The sequence below is a fragment of the Pseudomonas sp. Z1-29 genome (assembly GCF_051131995.1).
Taxonomy (GTDB): Bacteria; Pseudomonadota; Gammaproteobacteria; order Pseudomonadales; family Pseudomonadaceae; genus Aquipseudomonas.
On the sequence record NZ_CP071645.1, the window covers coordinates 4954394 to 4971886 of the forward strand.

18 protein-coding genes are annotated in these 17493 nt (G+C 62.5%); 8 read left to right on the forward strand and 10 right to left on the reverse strand.

The window, feature by feature from the left end; translation table 11 throughout:
• Nucleotides 1-148 precede the first annotated feature (148 nt).
• The 5 genes from doeB to J3P84_RS22575 all read right to left on the reverse strand — a co-directional run bounded on the left by doeB (nt 149) and on the right by J3P84_RS22575 (nt 5976).
• Nucleotides 149-1150: a N(2)-acetyl-L-2,4-diaminobutanoate deacetylase DoeB gene (gene doeB, locus J3P84_RS22555; protein WP_434625976.1), complete on the reverse strand. Its 1002-nt coding sequence runs from the start codon at nt 1148-1150 to the stop codon at nt 149-151.
• Between the two features lie 3 nt (nt 1151-1153).
• Nucleotides 1154-2344, reverse strand: a complete 1191-nt coding sequence (doeA, locus tag J3P84_RS22560; protein ID WP_434625978.1) for an ectoine hydrolase DoeA — start codon at nt 2342-2344, stop codon at nt 1154-1156.
• Between the two features lie 41 nt (nt 2345-2385).
• The gene (locus tag J3P84_RS22565; protein WP_434625980.1) at nt 2386-3372 is read right to left on the reverse strand and encodes a cyclodeaminase; all 987 of its coding nucleotides are present in this window, start codon (nt 3370-3372) and stop codon (nt 2386-2388) included.
• Nucleotides 3373-3394: 22 nt separating this feature from the next.
• Nucleotides 3395-4366 carry a hydroxyectoine utilization dehydratase EutB gene (eutB, locus tag J3P84_RS22570; RefSeq protein ID WP_434625982.1) on the reverse strand — a complete coding sequence of 324 codons (972 nt, stop codon included), beginning with the start codon at nt 4364-4366 and terminating at the stop codon, nt 3395-3397.
• Nucleotides 4367-4581: 215 nt separating this feature from the next.
• Nucleotides 4582-5976, reverse strand: a complete 1395-nt coding sequence (locus tag J3P84_RS22575; RefSeq protein WP_434625984.1) for a PLP-dependent aminotransferase family protein — start codon at nt 5974-5976, stop codon at nt 4582-4584.
• A 289-nt stretch (nt 5977-6265) separates the two neighbouring features.
• Here J3P84_RS22575 and ehuB point away from each other — a divergent pair, with 289 nt between their 5' ends.
• The 4 genes from ehuB (at nt 6266) to ehuA (ending at nt 9382) form a co-directional block, all read left to right on the forward strand.
• The gene (gene ehuB / locus J3P84_RS22580; RefSeq protein ID WP_434625986.1) at nt 6266-7123 is read left to right on the forward strand and encodes an ectoine/hydroxyectoine ABC transporter substrate-binding protein EhuB; all 858 of its coding nucleotides are present in this window, start codon (nt 6266-6268) and stop codon (nt 7121-7123) included.
• Between the two features lie 77 nt (nt 7124-7200).
• The gene (ehuC, locus tag J3P84_RS22585) at nt 7201-7860 is read left to right on the forward strand and encodes an ectoine/hydroxyectoine ABC transporter permease subunit EhuC (RefSeq protein ID WP_434625989.1); all 660 of its coding nucleotides are present in this window, start codon (nt 7201-7203) and stop codon (nt 7858-7860) included.
• Nucleotides 7857-8513 (forward strand): ectoine/hydroxyectoine ABC transporter permease subunit EhuD, encoded by a 657-nt coding sequence (gene ehuD / locus J3P84_RS22590; RefSeq protein WP_434625991.1) that lies wholly within the window; start codon nt 7857-7859, stop codon nt 8511-8513. Before ehuC ends, ehuD begins: the two co-directional genes overlap by 4 nt.
• A complete protein-coding gene (gene ehuA, locus J3P84_RS22595; protein ID WP_434625993.1) occupies nt 8513-9382 on the forward strand; it encodes an ectoine/hydroxyectoine ABC transporter ATP-binding protein EhuA in 870 nt (289 codons plus the stop codon). The genes ehuD and ehuA overlap by 1 nt, the downstream gene beginning before the upstream one ends.
• Nucleotides 9383-9594: 212 nt before the next feature.
• On the opposite strand, the gene J3P84_RS22600 is transcribed toward ehuA, so the two are convergent.
• A complete protein-coding gene (locus J3P84_RS22600) occupies nt 9595-10329 on the reverse strand; it encodes an OmpA family lipoprotein (protein ID WP_018604257.1) in 735 nt (244 codons plus the stop codon).
• 158 nt (nt 10330-10487) lie between these two features.
• Complete coding sequence (locus tag J3P84_RS22605) at nt 10488-11663, reverse strand: aspartate aminotransferase family protein (RefSeq protein WP_434625995.1); 1176 nt, start codon at nt 11661-11663, stop codon at nt 10488-10490.
• A 98-nt stretch (nt 11664-11761) separates the two neighbouring features.
• On the opposite strand from J3P84_RS22605, the gene J3P84_RS22610 reads away from it, so the two are divergent.
• From J3P84_RS22610 to J3P84_RS22625, 4 genes are all read left to right on the forward strand, one after another.
• A complete protein-coding gene (locus tag J3P84_RS22610) occupies nt 11762-12664 on the forward strand; it encodes a LysR family transcriptional regulator (protein WP_434625998.1) in 903 nt (300 codons plus the stop codon).
• A gap of 113 nt (nt 12665-12777) precedes the next feature.
• Entirely contained in the window at nt 12778-13791 is a 1014-nt protein-coding gene (locus J3P84_RS22615; RefSeq protein WP_434626000.1) for a sensor domain-containing diguanylate cyclase, read from the forward strand.
• 76 nt (nt 13792-13867) lie between these two features.
• Nucleotides 13868-14611: a DUF72 domain-containing protein gene (locus J3P84_RS22620; protein WP_434626002.1), complete on the forward strand. Its 744-nt coding sequence runs from the start codon at nt 13868-13870 to the stop codon at nt 14609-14611.
• Nucleotides 14612-14732: 121 nt separating this feature from the next.
• Complete coding sequence (locus J3P84_RS22625; RefSeq protein ID WP_434626004.1) at nt 14733-15437, forward strand: hypothetical protein; 705 nt, start codon at nt 14733-14735, stop codon at nt 15435-15437.
• Nucleotides 15438-15629: 192 nt separating this feature from the next.
• Here the strand turns inward: J3P84_RS22625 and cyoE are convergent, their stop codons facing one another.
• The 3 genes from cyoE to J3P84_RS22640 are packed head-to-tail and all read right to left on the reverse strand — an operon-like array spanning nt 15630 to nt 17491.
• Entirely contained in the window at nt 15630-16517 is an 888-nt protein-coding gene (gene cyoE / locus J3P84_RS22630) for a heme o synthase (protein ID WP_434626006.1), read from the reverse strand.
• Nucleotides 16518-16528: 11 nt separating this feature from the next.
• A complete protein-coding gene (gene cyoD, locus J3P84_RS22635; RefSeq protein ID WP_249876093.1) occupies nt 16529-16864 on the reverse strand; it encodes a cytochrome o ubiquinol oxidase subunit IV in 336 nt (111 codons plus the stop codon).
• Nucleotides 16865-17491 (reverse strand): cytochrome o ubiquinol oxidase subunit III, encoded by a 627-nt coding sequence (locus J3P84_RS22640; RefSeq protein ID WP_053125033.1) that lies wholly within the window; start codon nt 17489-17491, stop codon nt 16865-16867.
• Between the last annotated feature and the right edge of the window lie 2 nt (nt 17492-17493).

The window sequence follows — 17493 nt, forward strand, 5'->3', positions numbered from 1 at the left end:
AAATCATACCGTCCCCTGTGGCGAGGGAGCTTGCTCCCGCTCGGCTGCGAAGCAGTCGTCGCTTTTGGCCTGAAGATCAGGGCCGCTGCGCGCCCCAGCGGGAGCAAGCTCCCTCGCCACAGGGTGTGTATGTGTCAGTTGAGGGGTATCAAGCCAACACATCCGCAATCACCACCAGCGTATCGCCACACTGCACCAGCCCGGGAAAGTGCCGCGCCGCCAGCAGGCCGCTGCGGGCGACGCGGTATTCAACCGGGGCGACGCCGCTGCGGGTGGCGTCGTGGATGCGCGCCACCACTTCTCCCTGGTTCACGCTTTCGCCGAGGTCGCGACACATTTCCAGCAAGCCGTCATGCTCGCTGGCGACGAAGCAACTGGCGTCCGGCATGTCGAGCATCACCGACGGCTGCAACTCGATCGAACCCCGCAGGATGCCGGCGTGGATCAACAGGTTGCGCACCCCGCGCTCGGCAATCGCCACGCTGCGGGCGGTGGACGAACCGCCGCCGCCCAGCTCGGTAGTAACAAACACCTTGCCCTGGGACTCGGCCGCCGTGTCGTACATCGACCCGGCATCCAGCTCCAGCATGCGCATGCAATACGGCGCGTTGAACGCCAGCATCGCGGCCTCGCAACGCGCCTGTTGCTGTTTGTCCGGCAATACGTGGCAGGCGGCGAATGGCAGGAAATCCAGGGTTCGCCCCCCGGAATGAATGTCCAGCACAATGTCAGCCAACGGCAGCAGGGTGCGGTTAAAATAGTCGGCGATTTTCTCGGTGACGGTGCCGTCCGGCTTGCCGGGAAAACTGCGGTTCAGGTTGCCTTTGTCGATGGGCGAAGTCCGGCGTCCGGCACGGAACGCCGGGGTGTTCATGAACGGCACGATGATGATCCGCCCGCTGACGTCTTCGGCGCTCAACTGCTGGGCCAGTTTGCTCAGGGCCACCGGGCCTTCGTATTCGTCGCCGTGGTTGCCACCGCTGAGCAGCGCGGTCGGGCCGCTGCCGCGCTGGATCACGGTGATGGGGATCATTACCGCGCCCCATGCCGAATCGTCCCGCGAATACGGCAACTTGAGAAAACCGTGCTGCACACCCTCGCGGCTGAAGTCGACCGTGGCGCTGATGGGATTGCTGGGCAATTCGCGCATGGCTCAATCCTTCACGAACAGTTGACGGGGCACGTTGCACAGCGTCTCGACGCCGGTCTCGGTGATCAGGATGCTCTCGGTGATTTCCAGGCCCCAATCGTCCATCCACAGCCCCGGCATGAAGTGGAAGGTCATGCCCGGCTGCAACACGCTGTTGTCGCCGGGGCGCAGGCTCATGGTGCGCTCGCCCCAATCCGGCGGATAACTGATGCCGATGGGGTAGCCGCAACGGCTGTCCTTGTGGATGCCGAACTTTTCCAGCACCTTGAAAAACGCCACGGCAATGTCGCCGGTGGTGTTGCCCGGCTTGGCCGCGTCCAGGCCAGCGGCGATGCCCTCGACCACGGCTTTTTCGCCGTCGAGGAAATGCTGCGGCGGCTTGCCCAGGTAAATGGTGCGCGACAGCGGGCAGTGGTAACGCTTGTAGCAGCCGGCGATTTCAAAGAAGGTGCCAGCGCCTTTTTCGAACGGCGAATCATCCCAGGTCAGGTGCGGTGCGCTGGCGTCGGCACCGGTGGGCAGCAGCGGCACGATGGCCGGGTAATCGCCGCCATGGCCGTCGGCACCGAGGATGCCGCTGCTGTAGATCTCAGCCACCAGTTCGTTCTTGCGCATGCCCGGCTCGATGCGTTCGAGGATCCGGCTGTGCATGTTCTCGACGATGCGTGCGGCGATGCGCATGTAGGCGATTTCCTGCGGCGACTTGACCGCACGCTGCCAGTTCACCAGGCCCACCGCGTCCACCAGCTTCGCCTCGGGCAGGTGCTTTTGCAGCGACAGGTACGCGGCGGCGCTGAAGTAGTAGTTGTCCATTTCCACGCCGATGCTCAGCGCGCCCCAACCACGGGCAATGATCACCTCGCGGGACAGGTAGTCCATGGGATGACGCTCGCGAGACTGCACGTAAATGTCCGGGTAGCCGACGATGTTATCGGCCTGCATGAACACCGTGCGCTTCGCCCCGTTGGCATCCTGGCCACGCCCGAACCACACCGGCTCGCCGTCCAGCGCCAGCAGCACGCACTGGTGCACATAGAACGACCAACCGTCATAGCCGGTGAGCCAGGCCATGTTCGACGGATCGGTGACCAGCAACAGCTCCAGGCCCTGGACCTGCATCGCCGCGCGAACCTTTGCCAGGCGCTGGGCGTATTCCTCCCGCTGGAACGGAAGATTGACGACTATCTCTGACATCCACCTGCCCTCTGTTCAATGACACGAATAAACAAATCGATTCAACGACCGAACGCGAAACCCTTGCCTGCCGCCCTCGCCCGCTCGAACGCCAGATTGGCGATGGCGGTGTCCTGGGCGCCGGTGCCGGTCAGGTCGCAAAGCGTTACCTGCGTTGCATCGGAGCGCCCGGGCTGCTGGCCCGCCAGCACTTGCCCGAGTTCCATCAAATCGTCACGGACAAAGCCGGCCGCCAAGGCATGGTGCAGTTCGCCGAGCACGCGGGTCTGGCTGAGGCGATCGGCGACATAGCAGTCGACGGCTGCCAGGGCCTGTGGGGAAATTTCGTTCTTGTGCTCCGCGTCCGAGCCCATCGCGGTGATGTGCAGGCCAGGGTGCAAGTGGCGGGGCTCGATCAGCGGCTCGCGGCTGGGCGTGCAGGTGATCGCGATATCCACGCCCTCCAGGGCAGCGTCAATGGAGCTGCAGGGCGTGACGGCAAGTCCGCTGTCACGGGCCAGTCCATCACTGAACGCCTTGGCCTTTTGCGCATCCCGCGCCCAGACCCGCACCTCGTCGATCGGCCGCACCAGGCGCAGCGCCTGAAGCTGCAACGCCGCCTGCTCGCCGGCCCCGATCAACGCCACGCTGCGGCTTTGCTCGCGAGACAGGCAACGCGCCGCCACCGCCCCGGCCGCGGCGGTGCGCACGGCGGTGAGGTAGCCATTGTCGAGCAGCAGCGCCTCCAGTAGACCGGTACGCGCCGAGAGCAGCATCATCATGCCGTTGAGGCTGGGCAGGCCGAGCTTGGGGTTGTCGAAGAAACCCGGACTGACCTTGATGGCGAAGCGCTCCAGGCCCGGCAGGTAAGCGGTCTTCACATCCACTTCGCCGTTGTGCTCGGGAATGTCCAGCCGCAGGATCGGCGGCATCGCCACGGCCGCGGTGGCCAGCAGCACGAAGGCCTGCTCGATGGCGTCGATGCTGGCCAGGTCGAGGGCCACGCAACTGCGCAGGTCGGCCTCGCTCAATAGGGTGACTTCACTCATGACAGGCTCCGTTAACGGGTTATCAGGCGTTGGCGCCGGCGATCACGCGGGCATGTTGTTCGGTGTCGACGTTGCGCCCGCTGACCACCACCACGATCGGTCCGCGCGGTTCGACCAGGCCGTCGAGCAACGCCGCGATGCCCACCACGGCGGCACCTTCGAGCACCAGGCGTTCGTGGTGATAGGCGTGGCGCAGGGCATTGGCGATCGAAGCTTCCGAGAGCAGGTGCACGTCATCGGCCAACTGCCGGGTCATGGCGAAGGTGTAGCGGTTGTCCAGGCCGATGCCGCCGCCAAGAGAGTCCGCCAGGGTCGGCAGCTCTTCGACTTCCAGCGGCCGGCCGGCGGCGAGGCTGGCATGCATCGCGGCGCCTCGCGCCATGCTGATGCCGTGGACTTGAATGGCTGGATTGGCGCTTTTCAGGGCCAGGCCCACACCGGCAAACAGGCCGCCGCCGGACAATGGCACCAGCACCTGGGCCACATCCGCTTGCTGTTCGAGGATCTCCAGGCCAAGGGTGCCCTGGCCGGCGATGATTGCGGGATGATCGAACGGCGGCAGGAAGGTCGCGCCCTGCTCGCGGGCGATGCGCTCGGCCTCGCGCTGGGCGTCGTCCTGGGACTGGCCGACAATGCACACCTCGGCGCCCAGATCGCGGATCGCCTGCACTTTGTTGGCCGGCACGAGGTTCGACAGGCAGACAATCGCCTTGACCCCTTGTTGCGATGCGGCATGGGCCAGTGCCCGACCATGGTTACCGGTCGAGGCCGTCACCACGCCTGACGCCTTCTGCTCCGGGCTGAGTTGCGCCACGGCATTGCTGGCGCCACGCAGCTTGAAGCTGCCGGTGATTTGCAGGGATTCCAACTTGAGGTATACGGGCACGCCGATCAATCGCGACAGGCTGGCGGAGTACTCCATGGGCGTGCGCCGCACCAGCGACTCGATGCGCTGGCGAGCGAGGTAGATGTCCTGAAGCTGCAACCCTGTCATGACCGCGTCCCGAGCCGATGTGTTGGGCGCAGTCTAAGAGGGCCGGATTGTGCTGATGAATGTACTAGGGCAATTTAGTGATGAAGTTCCAAAGTCACTACAAATCCCTGTGGGAGCGAGCCTGCTCGCGAAAGCGGTCTACCCGTCACATCAATGCTGGATGTGCTGCCGCCTTCGCGAGCAGGCTCGCTCCCACAGGATTTTTGTTCGCGTTATCAAAAATCATGAATCTGCGGATACTGGTTGAAGATCTGCCGCATGCCGATCAATGCATGGCGCATTTCTTCATCGCTGCATTCGGCGCCAACGCAGACCCGCACCGCCCGTGGCCGCGGTGTGCCGCGCACGGTGAACGGGTCGGGGGACGTGACGGCGATGTGCTTGTGGCGCAGCGCCCGCACCAGGCTGTCGACTTCCCAGTGGGGCGGGATGCCGATCCAGGCATTCAAGGCGTGGGGATGCTGGGCCAAGACGTGCTCGCCCATGTACTCGGTGACCATCGCCTGGCGCCCGGCCAACAGGCGCCGTTGTAAATGCAACAACGAGTCGGCGCGCCCGTCGCGGATCCAGCGAGCGGCGATCTCCGAGACCATCGGGGTGGCCATCCAACTGTTCACCCGCAGGATGCTCTCGGTGCGCAGCGCCAGGCGCTTGGGCACCACCAGATAACCGATGCGCAAGCCCGTGAGCACTGACTTGGTCATGCTCGTGCAGTAGAACGACAGCTCCGGCAGGTAATGGCTGATGGGCGGCGCCCGGCGCTCGTCCAGCAACGGACCGTAGACATCGTCTTCGATGATGTGCACGCCGAAGCGCCGGGCAATCTCGGCGATTTCCCGGCGGCGGGTGTCGGGCATCAGGCTGGTGGTGGGGTTATTGAGGTTGGGTGTACACACCAGCGCGGTGATGCGCTCGTTGCTGCACATGTCCTCGAAATGCTCGGGATCAATGCCGTGGCGGTCGGTGTCCAGGCCCTTGAGGGTGAAACCCAGCACCTGGGAATTGCCGATCACACCGTGGTCGGTCAGCCCTTCGCAGAGCACTACATCGTCGGGACCGGCCAGGGAAGCCAGGGCGAGGAAGATGCCATGGGCCGCGCCGTTGGTGATCAAGACGTCGTTGCGATCGACCTTCAGCCCCTGCCGGCCGATCCATTGCGCCGCCGCTTCGCGATGGGATTCAAACCCCGCAATCGGACGAAACGCATGAATCCATGGCTGGTCTTCTTCGGTGCTCAGCTCGGCGCAGGTGTCGCGCCAGAACTGATCATGCTCGCGAGTGTGCAGGATCCGCGTGATGGAAAAATCCACCAGCGCCCGCTCGGGGCTGTCGAGTATGTAAGTGGCGACCCGGTCGCTCATGCGCCGCGAAACGAAACTGCCGCGCCCTACTTCGCAACGCACCAGCCCCTGGCGCTCCAGTTCCTTGTAGGCGTTGGTGACGGTCTGCACGCTGATGCCCATGGCGTCGGCCACTTGTCGTTGCGGCGGCAGGCGCTGGTCGTTGGCGAGGATGCCCTGTTCGATGTCGTCGGCGATCGCCTGGACCAGAATCTTGTATTTGGATTCACCGCTGCGGGCGACGTCCAAGGCTGATTTCCACTTATCCATAACGCTGCGACCCGCCTGTGTACTGGTGCGCCCAGCATTGCTCGGGCTTCGCGGCAAAGCAATTGTCCTAGTGCAATACAATCGGCGCCGGGGCTTTTGTATGCTCGGTCCAAGGTCGTCATCCAGGCGGGCACACTGCCCCCGACAAAAAGCCGGATCGACCTGTACCGGCGCTGTTACCGACTCAGGCCCCGCCCGGATCCGCCGCTGTACGCTTTGCTCTTGCCACACTGCCTCCTAACACAGAACCGTCCAGCGACGGATCCACAAGAAACAGGAGATTTTATCGATGAGCAATTTTCCAACCAGCAGCTGCACGCCCCTGCGCCGCCTCTTGTTGACGTGTGCCGCGCTCGGCCTGGCCGGCAGCGTTCAAGCGGCCACCCTGGATACCGTCAAAAGCAACAGCAGCATCCGCATCGGCTACGCCAACGAAACGCCGTTTGCGTTCACCGAAACCGACGGCAGCGTGACCGGCGAATCGCCGGAGATCGCCAAGATCACCTTCGCCAGGATGGGCATCAAGCAGGTCAATGGGGTGCTCACCGAATGGGGCTCGCTGATTCCGGGCCTGCGCGCCGGGCGTTTCGACGTGATTGCCGCCGGCATGTACATCACCCCGGCGCGGTGCAAGCAAGTGTTGTTCACCGACCCACAGTACCAGTTGCCCGACGCCCTGCTCGTGGCCAAGGGCAACCCGAAAAAGCTCCACAGCTACGAAGACATCGCCAAGCAACCGGACGTGAAGCTGGCGATCATGGCCGGTACGGTCAACCTCGCTTACGCCCGCGACTCGGGGGTCAAGGACGAACAGATCCTCCAGGTTCCCGACACCACGGCGCAACTGCAAGCGGTGCGCGCCGGTCGCGCCGATGCCGCCGTCGGCACACAACTGACCATGAAAGGCCTGGCCAGCAAGGGCGGCGACAAAGTCGAGGCGATGACCGAGTTCAAGGACGACCCGTCCCACATTGGCTACGGCGCCCTGGCCTTCCGGCCCGAGGACAAGGACCTGCGCGACGCGGTCAACGCCGAGTTGAAAAAGTGGCTGGGCTCGGAGGAACATCTCAAGGCCGTCGCGCCATTCGGTTTCGACAAGTCCAACGTCACCAGCAAGACCGCGGCCGAGCTCTGCGCTCAGCCGTAATCGACACTGGCGTGCCGAACGGGCATGACGCGTACGCGTGATGCCTGTTCCCAGCTTCATCGGATACGGGTTGAACCATGGGCGAATTACTTCCGTTATTGATTCAAGGGGCCTGGGTCACGCTCCAGGTGACATTCTTTGGCTCGTTGCTGGCGATTGTCGCCGCGGTGCTGGCGGCACTCGGACGGCTCTCGCCGTGGCGCGCGTTGCGCTGGTTTTCCATCACCTACATCGAGGTGTTTCGCGGCACCTCGCTGCTGGTGCAGCTGTTCTGGCTATTCTTCGTGCTGCCACTTCCTCCGTTCAACATCGAGCTGAGTCCCTACGCCGTGGCGATTGTCGGCCTGGGGCTGCACATCGGCGCCTACGGGGCCGAGGTGATGCGTGGCGCGATCAGCTCGGTCGCCAAGGGGCAATACGAAGCCTGCACGGCGCTGAACTTCAGCAGCTATACGCGCTTCAAGCGAATCATCCTGCCCCAGGCCTTGCTGGCGGCCATTCCACCGGGCACAAACCTGCTGATCGAGTTGTTGAAGAATACCTCGCTGGTGTCGTTGATCACTTTGTCCGACCTGAGTTTCCGGGCACGCCAACTGGACCAGGCGACGTTCCAGACCCTGGAAATCTTCAGCCTGGCGCTGGTGATGTATTTCATCCTCGCCCAGGCCATCAACCTGGGCATGCGCCACGTCGAGCGGCGGCTGAGCCGGGGCCGGATGCGCGGAGGTCTGTCATGACGCTGTTCGATTGGTCCTACGCCGCACAAATCCTCCCGGACCTGCTGCGCGCGTCGCTCAACACCGTGGGCATTACCCTGATCGGTTTCCTGATCGCGATCGTGCTGGGGCTGTTCCTGGCGATTGGCCGGCGCAGCCGCAAGTTCTGGCTGTCGTGGCCGGCCACGGCGGTGATCGAGTTCATCCGCAGCACACCGTTGCTGATCCAGGTGTACTTCCTTTACTACGTGCTGCCCAACTACGGCCTGAGCCTGACGGCCATGCAAGTCGGCGTCCTCGGCATCGGCCTGCATTACGCCTGCTACATCGCCGAGGTCTACCGCAGTGGCCTCGACGCCGTGCCACGGGCGCAGTGGGAGGCGGTGACCGCGCTGAACATCGCGCCGTACGACGCCTACCGCAACATCATCCTGCCCCAGGCGCTGCGGCCGATCGTGCCGCCGCTGGGCAACTACCTGGTGGCGATGCTCAAGGACACGCCAGTGCTGTCGGCGATCACCGTGGTGGAAATCATGCAACAGGCCAAGAACATCGGCTCCGAGCATTTCCGCTACCTGGAACCGATCACCCTGGTCGGCCTGTTCTTCCTTGCCCTGAGCCTTGTCCTGGCTTGGCTGGTACGGCGCCTTGAAACGCGCATGGAGCTACGCTAATGACTTTACCCCTGTCCACGTCCACCGATTTGTCCCGGCGCAGCACGCTGGCATCGCAGCAGGAGGCCCCGGCCATGCAGATTCCGACACCGTCCCGGCCGATTGTGAGTTTCCAGGACGTGACCAAAAGCTATGGCAGTTTCACCGTGCTCGATCATTTGAACCTGGATGTCGCGCCCGGTGAAAAGGTCGCGATCATCGGCCCCAGCGGCTCGGGCAAGTCGACGCTGCTGCGGGTGCTGATGACGCTCGAAGGCATCGATCAGGGCCAGATCCGCATCGAGGACGATTCCCTGACCCACATGCCCAACCGCAACGGCGTGCTGGTTCCGGCCAATGACCGGCACATCCGCCGGGTGCGTGGCAAGATCGGCATGGTGTTCCAGAGCTTCAACCTGTTTCCCCACATGACCGCGCTGCAAAATGTGATCGAAGCGCCAGTGCAGGTGCTGGGCATGAACCCCAAGGAAGCCCGCGAGCGCGCCGCCGACCTGCTGGAGCTGGTGGGCCTGGGCAACAAGCTCGACCATTACCCGTCGCAGTTGTCCGGCGGCCAGCAGCAGCGGGTGGCGATTGCCCGGGCGCTGGCGATGCGCCCCAAGGTGATGCTGTTCGATGAAGTGACCTCGGCGCTTGATCCGGAATTGTGCGGCGAGGTGCTGAGCGTGATCCGCAAGCTGGGCGCCGAGCACAACCTGACGATGTTGATGGTGACTCACCAGATGGGCTTTGCCCGGGAATTCGCCGACCGGGTGTGCTTTTTCTACAAGGGGCAGATTCACGAACAAGGCACCCCGGCGCAGATTTTCGAGCACCCGCAGCAGGAGCGGACGTGCGCATTCTTGAGTGCGGTGAAAGAAGCGAATTAAGGGAGCACTTTGTGGCGAGGGAGCTTGCTCCCGCTGGCATGCGCAGCAGGCCCAAATCAGCCACCACGGTGTGCCAGGAAGGTTGAGGTGAATGGTCTGGGGGCTGCTGTGCAGCCCAGCGGGAGCAAGCTCCCTCGCCACGAAGGCCCAGGCGCCGGTCACAAAAAAAGGGCCATGTTTCCGTGGCCCCCTTTTTCATCACCGTCCAGCGGTTATGGATATTGCTGGTAAGTCTGCCCCTGCTGCTGCGGCGCCTGGTACTGCTGGCCAGGAATGGCCTTGAGGTTGACCTCGACGCGACGGTTTTGCGCACGGCCGTTGACGTCGGCGTTGCTTGCCACCGGGTTGTCCGGGCCGGCGCCACGGGCCGAGAGGTTGGCGCCGCTGACACCTTGGGACGTCAGGTAGGTCGCCACGCTCTGCGCGCGACGCTGGGACAGGTCCATGTTGTGCTGGCGGCTGCCGGTGCTGTCGGTGTAGCCGACAATCTCGATCTGGTTCTGGTTGAACTCCTTGAGGGAGTTGGCCAGGTTGTTCAGCGGCTGGTAGAAGCTCGATGCGATGTTCGCCGAGTCGGTGGCGAAGGTGATGTTGCCCGGCATGATCAGCTTGATCTGGTCGCCCTGGCGCTGCACCTCAACGCCGGTATTGGCCATGCTGGCGCGCAATTTCTTTTCCTGCTGGTCCGCGTAGTAACCGTAGCCGGCCGCGGAGGCCCCCACCACCGCCGCGCCGATCAACGCACCCTTGCCCCGGTTGTCGTGTCCGATGGCCGCACCGGCCAATGCCCCGGCCAGGGCGCCGAGGCCGCCATACTTGGCGGTTTTGCTCATGCCCGAAGATTCGGTAGAGGCCTGGCCCTGGTTGTCATAGGGGTTGGGCGACGCACAGCCGGACAACAGGGCCACGGCAGTAGCGACAACGATCAAGCGACGCGAGGTGAACATGAAGATGCTCCTGGGTTTTCAGTCTGAGTGCCAAAGTGTAGGCAATCGACTCTGGCTGGCGTTGGAACGCGACAATCGTCAAAAATTCCGTCCCGTCCCGTCGCGCTGCGCTTCGCCCGGACCGATCACCATGAGTCATCGGCCCGGACGAGGTAGCCTCACGCCTGCGCCAGGCAGCGGCTCACCCCTCTGACGATCATCTCGACTTCCCGCCCGTCGATCGTCAACGGCGGCAACAGGCGAATGGTCTTGCCCCGGGTGACGTTGATCAGCAAACCATGATCCCGGGCGGCACAGAGGGTCAGGTCGCGCACCGGTTGCTTGAGCTCGATGCCGATCATCAAGCCTTGGCCCCGAATCTCCAGGACATTCGGCTTGTCCGCCAACTCAGCCCGCAACCGGCTTAGCAATTGCTCGCCCTGACGTCTGGCGTTCTCCAGCAGGCCTTGCTCCTCGATGATGTCCAGCACGGTGCAGCCGACCCGACAAGCCAGAGGATTTCCGCCGAACGTGCTGCCGTGGCTGCCGGGGGTGAACAGTCCGGCGGCCTTGCCGCGCGCCAGGCAGGCACCGATGGGCACGCCGTTGCCGAGGCCTTTGGCGAGGGTCATCACGTCCGGGACGATGCCCTCGTGCTGGAACGCGAACCACTGCCCGGTGCGGCCGATGCCGGTCTGGATCTCGTCGAGCATCAACAACCAGGCGCGCCGGCTGCACAAATCCCGCAGAGCGTTCAGGTAACCCGGTGGCGCGAGTTGTACGCCACTTTCGCCCTGGATCGGCTCTACCAGGATCGCAACGATGCGCTCGCCGTGGGCTTGCTGGACTTTTTCCAATGCGCCGAGATCGCCGAACGGCACCTTGATGAAGTCCCCCGGCAACCGATTGAAACCCAGCCGCACCGAGGGCCCGTCGCTGGCGGACAGCGTGCCCAGGGTGCGCCCGTGGAAAGCATTGTCCATCACCACGACCAACGGCTGTTCGACGCCTTTGTGCCAGCCATACAGGCGGGCCAGCTTCAATGCGGTTTCATTCGCCTCGGCGCCGGAGTTGTTGAAAAACGCCCGTTCCATCCCCGAGAGCTGGGTGAGTCTGTGGGCCAACCGCTGCTGCCAGTCGATGCTGTACAGGTTGGACGTGTGCAGCAGCAGGCCGGCCTGTTCACTGATGGCTGCCACCAACCGCGGATGGGAATGGCCCACGTTGGTCACTGCCACGCCCGCCACCGCATCAAGGTATTCGCGACCATCCTGATCCCACAGGCGCGTACCCAAGCCATGGGTGAAGTTCAGCGCCAAGGGTTGGTAAGTGCTCATCAGGCAGGCGGCAGTCATGACATCTAGCTCCATCGGGTGGTTTTTTCCAGTATGGTTAGCCACTCTCGATGGATAAACCTCGCTTTACTTCATTCATTTAAAAGCAGAGCTTGATAATGGACCTGTTCCAGGCAATGACCGTTTACGTGAAAGTGGTGGAAACCGGCAGCCTGACCGCAGCGGCCCAGGCGTGCGAAATGTCCACGACCATGGTCGGCAATCACCTTCGGGCGCTGGAGCAACGCCTGGGTGTGCGCCTGATCAACCGTACGACGCGTCGTCAGCGCTTGACCGAATTCGGCTCGGCCTACTATCAGCGCTGCCTGGAAGTGATCGGGCTGGTTGCCGATTCCGAACGCCTGGCCGAGCAGACCCAAGGCGACCCCAGCGGCACCTTGCGCATCACCGCGCCGCTGACCTTCGGCACGGAGCGCCTCGCCCCGGCGCTGGCCGAATACAGTCAGCGTTATCCCCAGGTCAAGCTCGACGTTGTCTTGACCAACCAGCGTCTGGACCTGCTCGACCACGGCTTCGACGTCGCCATTCGCCTGGGCAGTCCCGACCCGAAGCTGATCGTTCGTCCCCTGATGGACTACACCCTGACCGTCTGCGCCTCCAAGGCCTACCTGGCACGGCGCGGCACGCCGCAAAAACCCGAAGACCTGCAACAGCATGACTGCCTGTCGTTTGCCTATTCCGCCGGAGACGAATGGCGTTTCGCCCAGGAGCACTGGCCCATCAACGGGCCGGACGGGGAGATCAAAGTGCCGGTGCGCGGGCCGATGCTGATCAACAGCTCGTCGGGTCTGCACCGCGCCGCCCTGGCCGGCATGGGCGTGGTGATGCTGCCGGACGCGCTGGTGGCGCAGGATCTGGAGGATGGACACTTGGTGGCACTGTTGCAGGACTATCAACTGCCCCACCGGCCAATGAGCCTGATGTACGCCCAGGATCGCTATCGTTTGCCGAAGCTGCGCAGTTTCGTCGAGTTTGCGCTGCAAAAGTGGAGCAAACCCTGAAGTAATAATCCTCTCGTGGCGAGGAGCTTGCTCCCGCTAGTGGCGCCCCGCCCCATCGGCTACTCTTAACCCCTGGAAAGCATTTTGATATCAGGGCTGATTGAGGGAACGATATGGACGACGCCTCGAAGATCGATTTGCTGCGGTTCGATTTGTCCGATCTGGACGAAAACGTGCTGCACACCATCATGGAACTGGTCAGCGATGGCATCTGGGACTGGAACGCCAACACCGGCTTCGTCTATCGAAATCCCGGCTGGTACACGATGCTCGGCTACACGCCTCACTCCCTGAGCAATACCGTGCTGACCTGGGAGAGTGTGATCCACCCGGAAGATTATCCCTATGTAATGGCGTTATTCGACGATTACCTCGAACAACGCGCCCCTAAGTACCAGGCCGAATACCGCTGCCGCGCCTATGACGGCTCCTATATCTGGATCGAAGACCGCGGCTACGTGATCGCCCGCAACCCCGATGGCAGCGTCGCCCGCATGATCGGTGCCCATCGCAGCATCGATGACAAGAAGCGTCTGTTCGAACAACTTGAACGGCGTAACAAGTCCCTCGAAGCCATCATCGAAGAACGCACCCGCGAACTGTCCCGGGTCAACGAGCAGTTGCAAATCCAGCTCGAGGAAAACCGCAGGCTCGCCGAAACCGACGCCCTCACGCTGGTCGCCAACCGCTATCGCCTGGAACAGGCGCTACCATTGGCCTGTGAACGCGCGCAGCGCTTTCGCGAGCAGTTGTCGCTGATTGCCATGGATGTCGACGATTTCAAGGACATCAACGATCGCTACGGCCATGCTTTCGGCGACGCGGCGCTGGTGCAAGTGGTACAGGCGGTCAAGCGCTGCGAGCGCGACGGCGACCTGCTGGTACGCTGGGGCGGCGATGAATTCATCATGATCTTGCCCAACACGTCCAAGGCCGATGCAGTCCTGTTGGCCGAAACCATTCGCCGAGGCTTGTCCGACCTGCTGCCGGTGGGCGGTTTCCAGATCACCATGAGTTTTGGCGTGGTGCAACGCCACGAAGACGAACCGCAAGCAGCGCTACTGGATCGGGCTGACCAGGCACTGTATCGCTCCAAGATGGCCGGCAAGAATGTGATTTGTGATTGAACGGGCAATGTCCGACTGGATCCTCAGGCCGCTACGGTGGTCATAGGCTGTAACTCTTGCAATCAGGTCCTCGCCATTGCCGACTCGACCCCTCTCCTCTTCGCCCGTGTTGGTGGGCTGCGCGGGCTGGTCATTGCCAAAGGAGCAATGGCCCGCTTTTCCCTTTGAGGGCACCCATTTGCAGCGCTACAGTGCCCGCTTCCCGGCGGTGGAAATCAACAGTTCGTTCTACCGCCCGCACCGTCCCGCCACCTATGCAAAATGGGCCGACAGTGTGCCGGCGGGTTTTCGCTTCTCAGTCAAGATGCCCAAGCAGATCACCCATGAGCGGCGCTTGCATGATTGCGAGGGGCTGGTGGATGAGTTCCTCGGGCAATGCTCGCAACTGAGGGAGAAACTTGGTTGCCTGTTGATCCAGTTGCCGCCGTCGCTGGCCTTCGATAACACCCAGGCCGAGGACTTTTTCAAAGCCTTGCGTGACCGTTACCAGCGCCACGCGGTACTCGAACCCCGGCACCCGAGCTGGCTCGCGCCACAGGCCATGGCATTGCTTGAGAAAGAGCGCATCGCCCGCGTCGCCGCCGACCCGTCGCCTGTGCCGGGCGGCGATCAACCGGCGGGCTGGGCGGGCGTGCGTTATTACCGGCTGCATGGCTCGCCGCGCATTTATTACTCCGCCTACGAAGACGCCTGGCTGCAGCGACTGGCAGACCTACTGAAGGCTGCCCCGGACACGCCGACCTGGTGCATCTTCGACAACACCGCCAGCGGCGCCGCGACGCCCGATGCGTTGCGATTGCTGCAGCTGCTGGGCGATTGAAATAGTCACCGGTGGCCGGTCCGACCGTGACAACACCGCTCGGGTCCAATAGATTAGGCGACCGAAAAAAGCCCCGTGCGTTTTCTCGCCATATCCCGCTAACAGAAGTAGTGAAATTTCAATGTCCGATTCCAATACCGCTGAATCTGTAGTCTCCCTGTCGTCCAAAGCGGAATACGAAAACTCCATCAATCTTTCACAGCATCTGCCCCAGGCCAAAAGCATCAGCGAAATGGTCCTCGATGCCTTCCAGTCGAACCGCGAAAGCGACCAGATCCGCGAACTGCGTACCGCCATTCGCCAGGCTCACGATGCGTTCGACGATGACAAGGCCTACGCACTGATGGGCCAGCTCAAGCAACTCAAGGACGCCGAAGCCGCCGATTTCGCCGCGCTGGAAGACCTCAGCAGCCGCTTCCCGATCAGCCGTATCCTTTCCAGCTACAAGGATGACCCGGCCTTCCAGGAACTGGTCTACGGCCTGGCCCTGAAGGTGCTGAACCAGACCCATCAGGCCATCAGCAACCCGAGCGGCGGCAAGGGCAAGGCCGCGCGCGCCAAGAAGGAAGCCGAGGTGTTTGTCATCAGCAAGGACGGCATCAGCGTCACCCTGCCCTTGCGCACACCACGCTCCAAGCCGAACGTCGACCGCGAGGCCTTCGAATTCCTCGGCTTCAACTTCATCGGCGAAGGCGACGAAGCCGAGCTGGAAAGCGAAACCTTCCTGGACAACGACGGCACCGAACAGCCGGTCACCCGCAAAAGCATCGTCACCGCCTTGCAGCAGCAAAAAGCCTTCGACGGCTACAGCATCGCCCAGCAATAAAACCCGAATCCGGGCCCTTGCGGGAGCGAGCCTGCTCGCGAATGCGCCGTGTCAGTCAGCCCCAGCTCACCTGACCCACCGCTTCGCGAGCAGGCTCGCTCCCACAGGAAGGTCAACAACGCCCTGAATATTACCTATGAAAAAGCCCCGCATTTCTCTCGAAGGCGGGGCTTTTTGTGCAGCGTCTGAAGCTTAAGGTGCGTACGTCAGCAGCAGCTCACTCGGCACTTTGAAGTCCAGGGACATCATGACGCTCAGGGCGGTGATGGTGAAGATCGAGAACACGAACAGCTTGCGTGCCCAGACCGTGTCATCCACTGCCTTGTAACCGGTCCAGGCCATGTACAGCCAGTACATGCCCATGGCGGCGGCGACGGCGAGGTAGCTCATGCCGGCGTAACCGCTGAACGTCAACATCAAGGTCGCCACGATGAAGGCCAGGATGTAGAGCAGGATGTGCTTCTTGGCCACCTGGATGCCCCGCTTGACCGGCAGCACCGGAATCGAAGCCGCCAGGTAGTCGTTGAAGCGGAAGATCGCGATGGCATAGGAATGCGGCATCTGCCACAGGCTGAACATCACCAGCAGCGTCAGCGCAGCCATGTCGAAGCTGTTGCTGACCGCGACATAACCGATCACCGGCGGCATGGCCCCCGACAGGCTGCCCACCAGCGTGCCGTGGACCGACTTGCGCTTGAGGTACAGGCTGTAGAGACCGACGTAGATGACAAAACCGATCACCGCGAACAACGCCGCCAACGGATTGGCCACCCAATACAGCAGCGCCACGCCGGCCACGCCCAGCACCGTGGCGAATGCCAGGGCCAGTTGCACTGGAATCAGGCCTTGGACCAGCGCCCGGTTCTTGGTGCGTTCCATCTTGATGTCGATGTCGCGGTCGATGCAGTTGTTGAACACGCAACCGGACGCCACCACCAGGGAAGTGCCGATCATCGCCGCCAGGAAGATGGCCAGATCGACATGCCCTTTCGAGGCCAGGAAAAACCCGCCCGCCACAGAAAGCACGTTACCGAAAATGATCCCCGGCTTGGTGATTTGGATAAAGTGCTTCAGTGACATCCGGACTTTCCTCAGTGCGCCATCATGTTGGAGTGGATGCTGAACATGATCCACAACGACAAGCCGACCAGCAGTACGATCACCAGCGCAGCGAAGACAAACGCAATGACGTTGTTACGCTGGGCGGCCGAGCGGTCCAGGTGCAGGAAGTACACCAGGTGGACCAATACTTGGACCACGGCGAAGATCAGAATGATCCAGAGCGTCAGGCTCTTCGGCAGCGTTGGATACATCACCAGGCCGAACGGAATGACGGTCAGGATCACCGACAGGATGAAACCGATCGCGTAGGACTTGACGCTGCCGTGGCCGGCGTCGTGGCCATCATGGGAATGAGCGTTAGCCATTTACAGGGTCCCCATCAGATAAACAACGGTGAATACGCAGATCCACACCACGTCCAGGAAGTGCCAGAACAGGCTCAGGCAGCTCAGGCGCGTCTTGTTGGTGGCGGTCAGGCCGTTTTTCTGGACCTGGTACATCATGATCGCCATCCAGATCAGACCGCTGGTCACGTGCAGACCGTGGGTGCCGACCAGGGTGAAGAACCCGGACAGGAAGCCGCTGCGGCTAGGGCCGTAGCCTTCGGCGATCAGGATGTGGAACTCGTTGATCTCCATGGCGATAAAGCCGGCGCCCAGCAGGAAGGTCATTGCCAACCAGCCCAGTACCTGGGTTTTCTTGCCCTTGAACAACGCCAGCATGGCGAAGCCGTAGGTGATCGAACTGAACAGCAGCAGCGCGGTTTCGCCCAGTACATAAGGCAGTTCGAAGATGTCGTGGCCCGACGGGCCACCGGCGACGTTGTTAACCAGCACCGCATATACCGCGAAGATCGACGCAAACAGAATGCAGTCGGTCATCAGGTAGAGCCAGAAACCGAATACGGTCATCTCGCCCGAGTCGTGGTGATGGTCATCGTGCCCATGGTCATGACCATGGGCGTGTCCAACATTGGTCACTAAGTTCGACATGG

What these genes read in the sequence shown, in the direction of transcription:
- doeB (WP_434625976.1), bottom strand. Translation starts at nt 1,150, where the DNA reads ATGCGCGAATTGCCCAGCAATCCCATCAGCGCCACGGTCGACTTCAGC.
- doeA (WP_434625978.1), bottom strand. Translation starts at nt 2,344, where the DNA reads ATGTCAGAGATAGTCGTCAATCTTCCGTTCCAGCGGGAGGAATACGCC.
- J3P84_RS22565 (WP_434625980.1), bottom strand. Translation starts at nt 3,372, where the DNA reads ATGAGTGAAGTCACCCTATTGAGCGAGGCCGACCTGCGCAGTTGCGTG.
- eutB (WP_434625982.1), bottom strand. Translation starts at nt 4,366, where the DNA reads ATGACAGGGTTGCAGCTTCAGGACATCTACCTCGCTCGCCAGCGCATC.
- J3P84_RS22575 (WP_434625984.1), bottom strand. Translation starts at nt 5,976, where the DNA reads ATGGATAAGTGGAAATCAGCCTTGGACGTCGCCCGCAGCGGTGAATCC.
- ehuB (WP_434625986.1), top strand. Translation starts at nt 6,266, where the DNA reads ATGAGCAATTTTCCAACCAGCAGCTGCACGCCCCTGCGCCGCCTCTTG.
- ehuC (WP_434625989.1), top strand. Translation starts at nt 7,201, where the DNA reads ATGGGCGAATTACTTCCGTTATTGATTCAAGGGGCCTGGGTCACGCTC.
- ehuD (WP_434625991.1), top strand. Translation starts at nt 7,857, where the DNA reads ATGACGCTGTTCGATTGGTCCTACGCCGCACAAATCCTCCCGGACCTG.
- ehuA (WP_434625993.1), top strand. Translation starts at nt 8,513, where the DNA reads ATGACTTTACCCCTGTCCACGTCCACCGATTTGTCCCGGCGCAGCACG.
- J3P84_RS22600 (WP_018604257.1), bottom strand. Translation starts at nt 10,329, where the DNA reads ATGTTCACCTCGCGTCGCTTGATCGTTGTCGCTACTGCCGTGGCCCTG.
- J3P84_RS22605 (WP_434625995.1), bottom strand. Translation starts at nt 11,663, where the DNA reads ATGACTGCCGCCTGCCTGATGAGCACTTACCAACCCTTGGCGCTGAAC.
- J3P84_RS22610 (WP_434625998.1), top strand. Translation starts at nt 11,762, where the DNA reads ATGGACCTGTTCCAGGCAATGACCGTTTACGTGAAAGTGGTGGAAACC.
- J3P84_RS22615 (WP_434626000.1), top strand. Translation starts at nt 12,778, where the DNA reads ATGGACGACGCCTCGAAGATCGATTTGCTGCGGTTCGATTTGTCCGAT.
- J3P84_RS22625 (WP_434626004.1), top strand. Translation starts at nt 14,733, where the DNA reads ATGTCCGATTCCAATACCGCTGAATCTGTAGTCTCCCTGTCGTCCAAA.
- cyoE (WP_434626006.1), bottom strand. Translation starts at nt 16,517, where the DNA reads ATGTCACTGAAGCACTTTATCCAAATCACCAAGCCGGGGATCATTTTC.
- cyoD (WP_249876093.1), bottom strand. Translation starts at nt 16,864, where the DNA reads ATGGCTAACGCTCATTCCCATGATGGCCACGACGCCGGCCACGGCAGC.
- J3P84_RS22640 (WP_053125033.1), bottom strand. Translation starts at nt 17,491, where the DNA reads ATGTCGAACTTAGTGACCAATGTTGGACACGCCCATGGTCATGACCAT.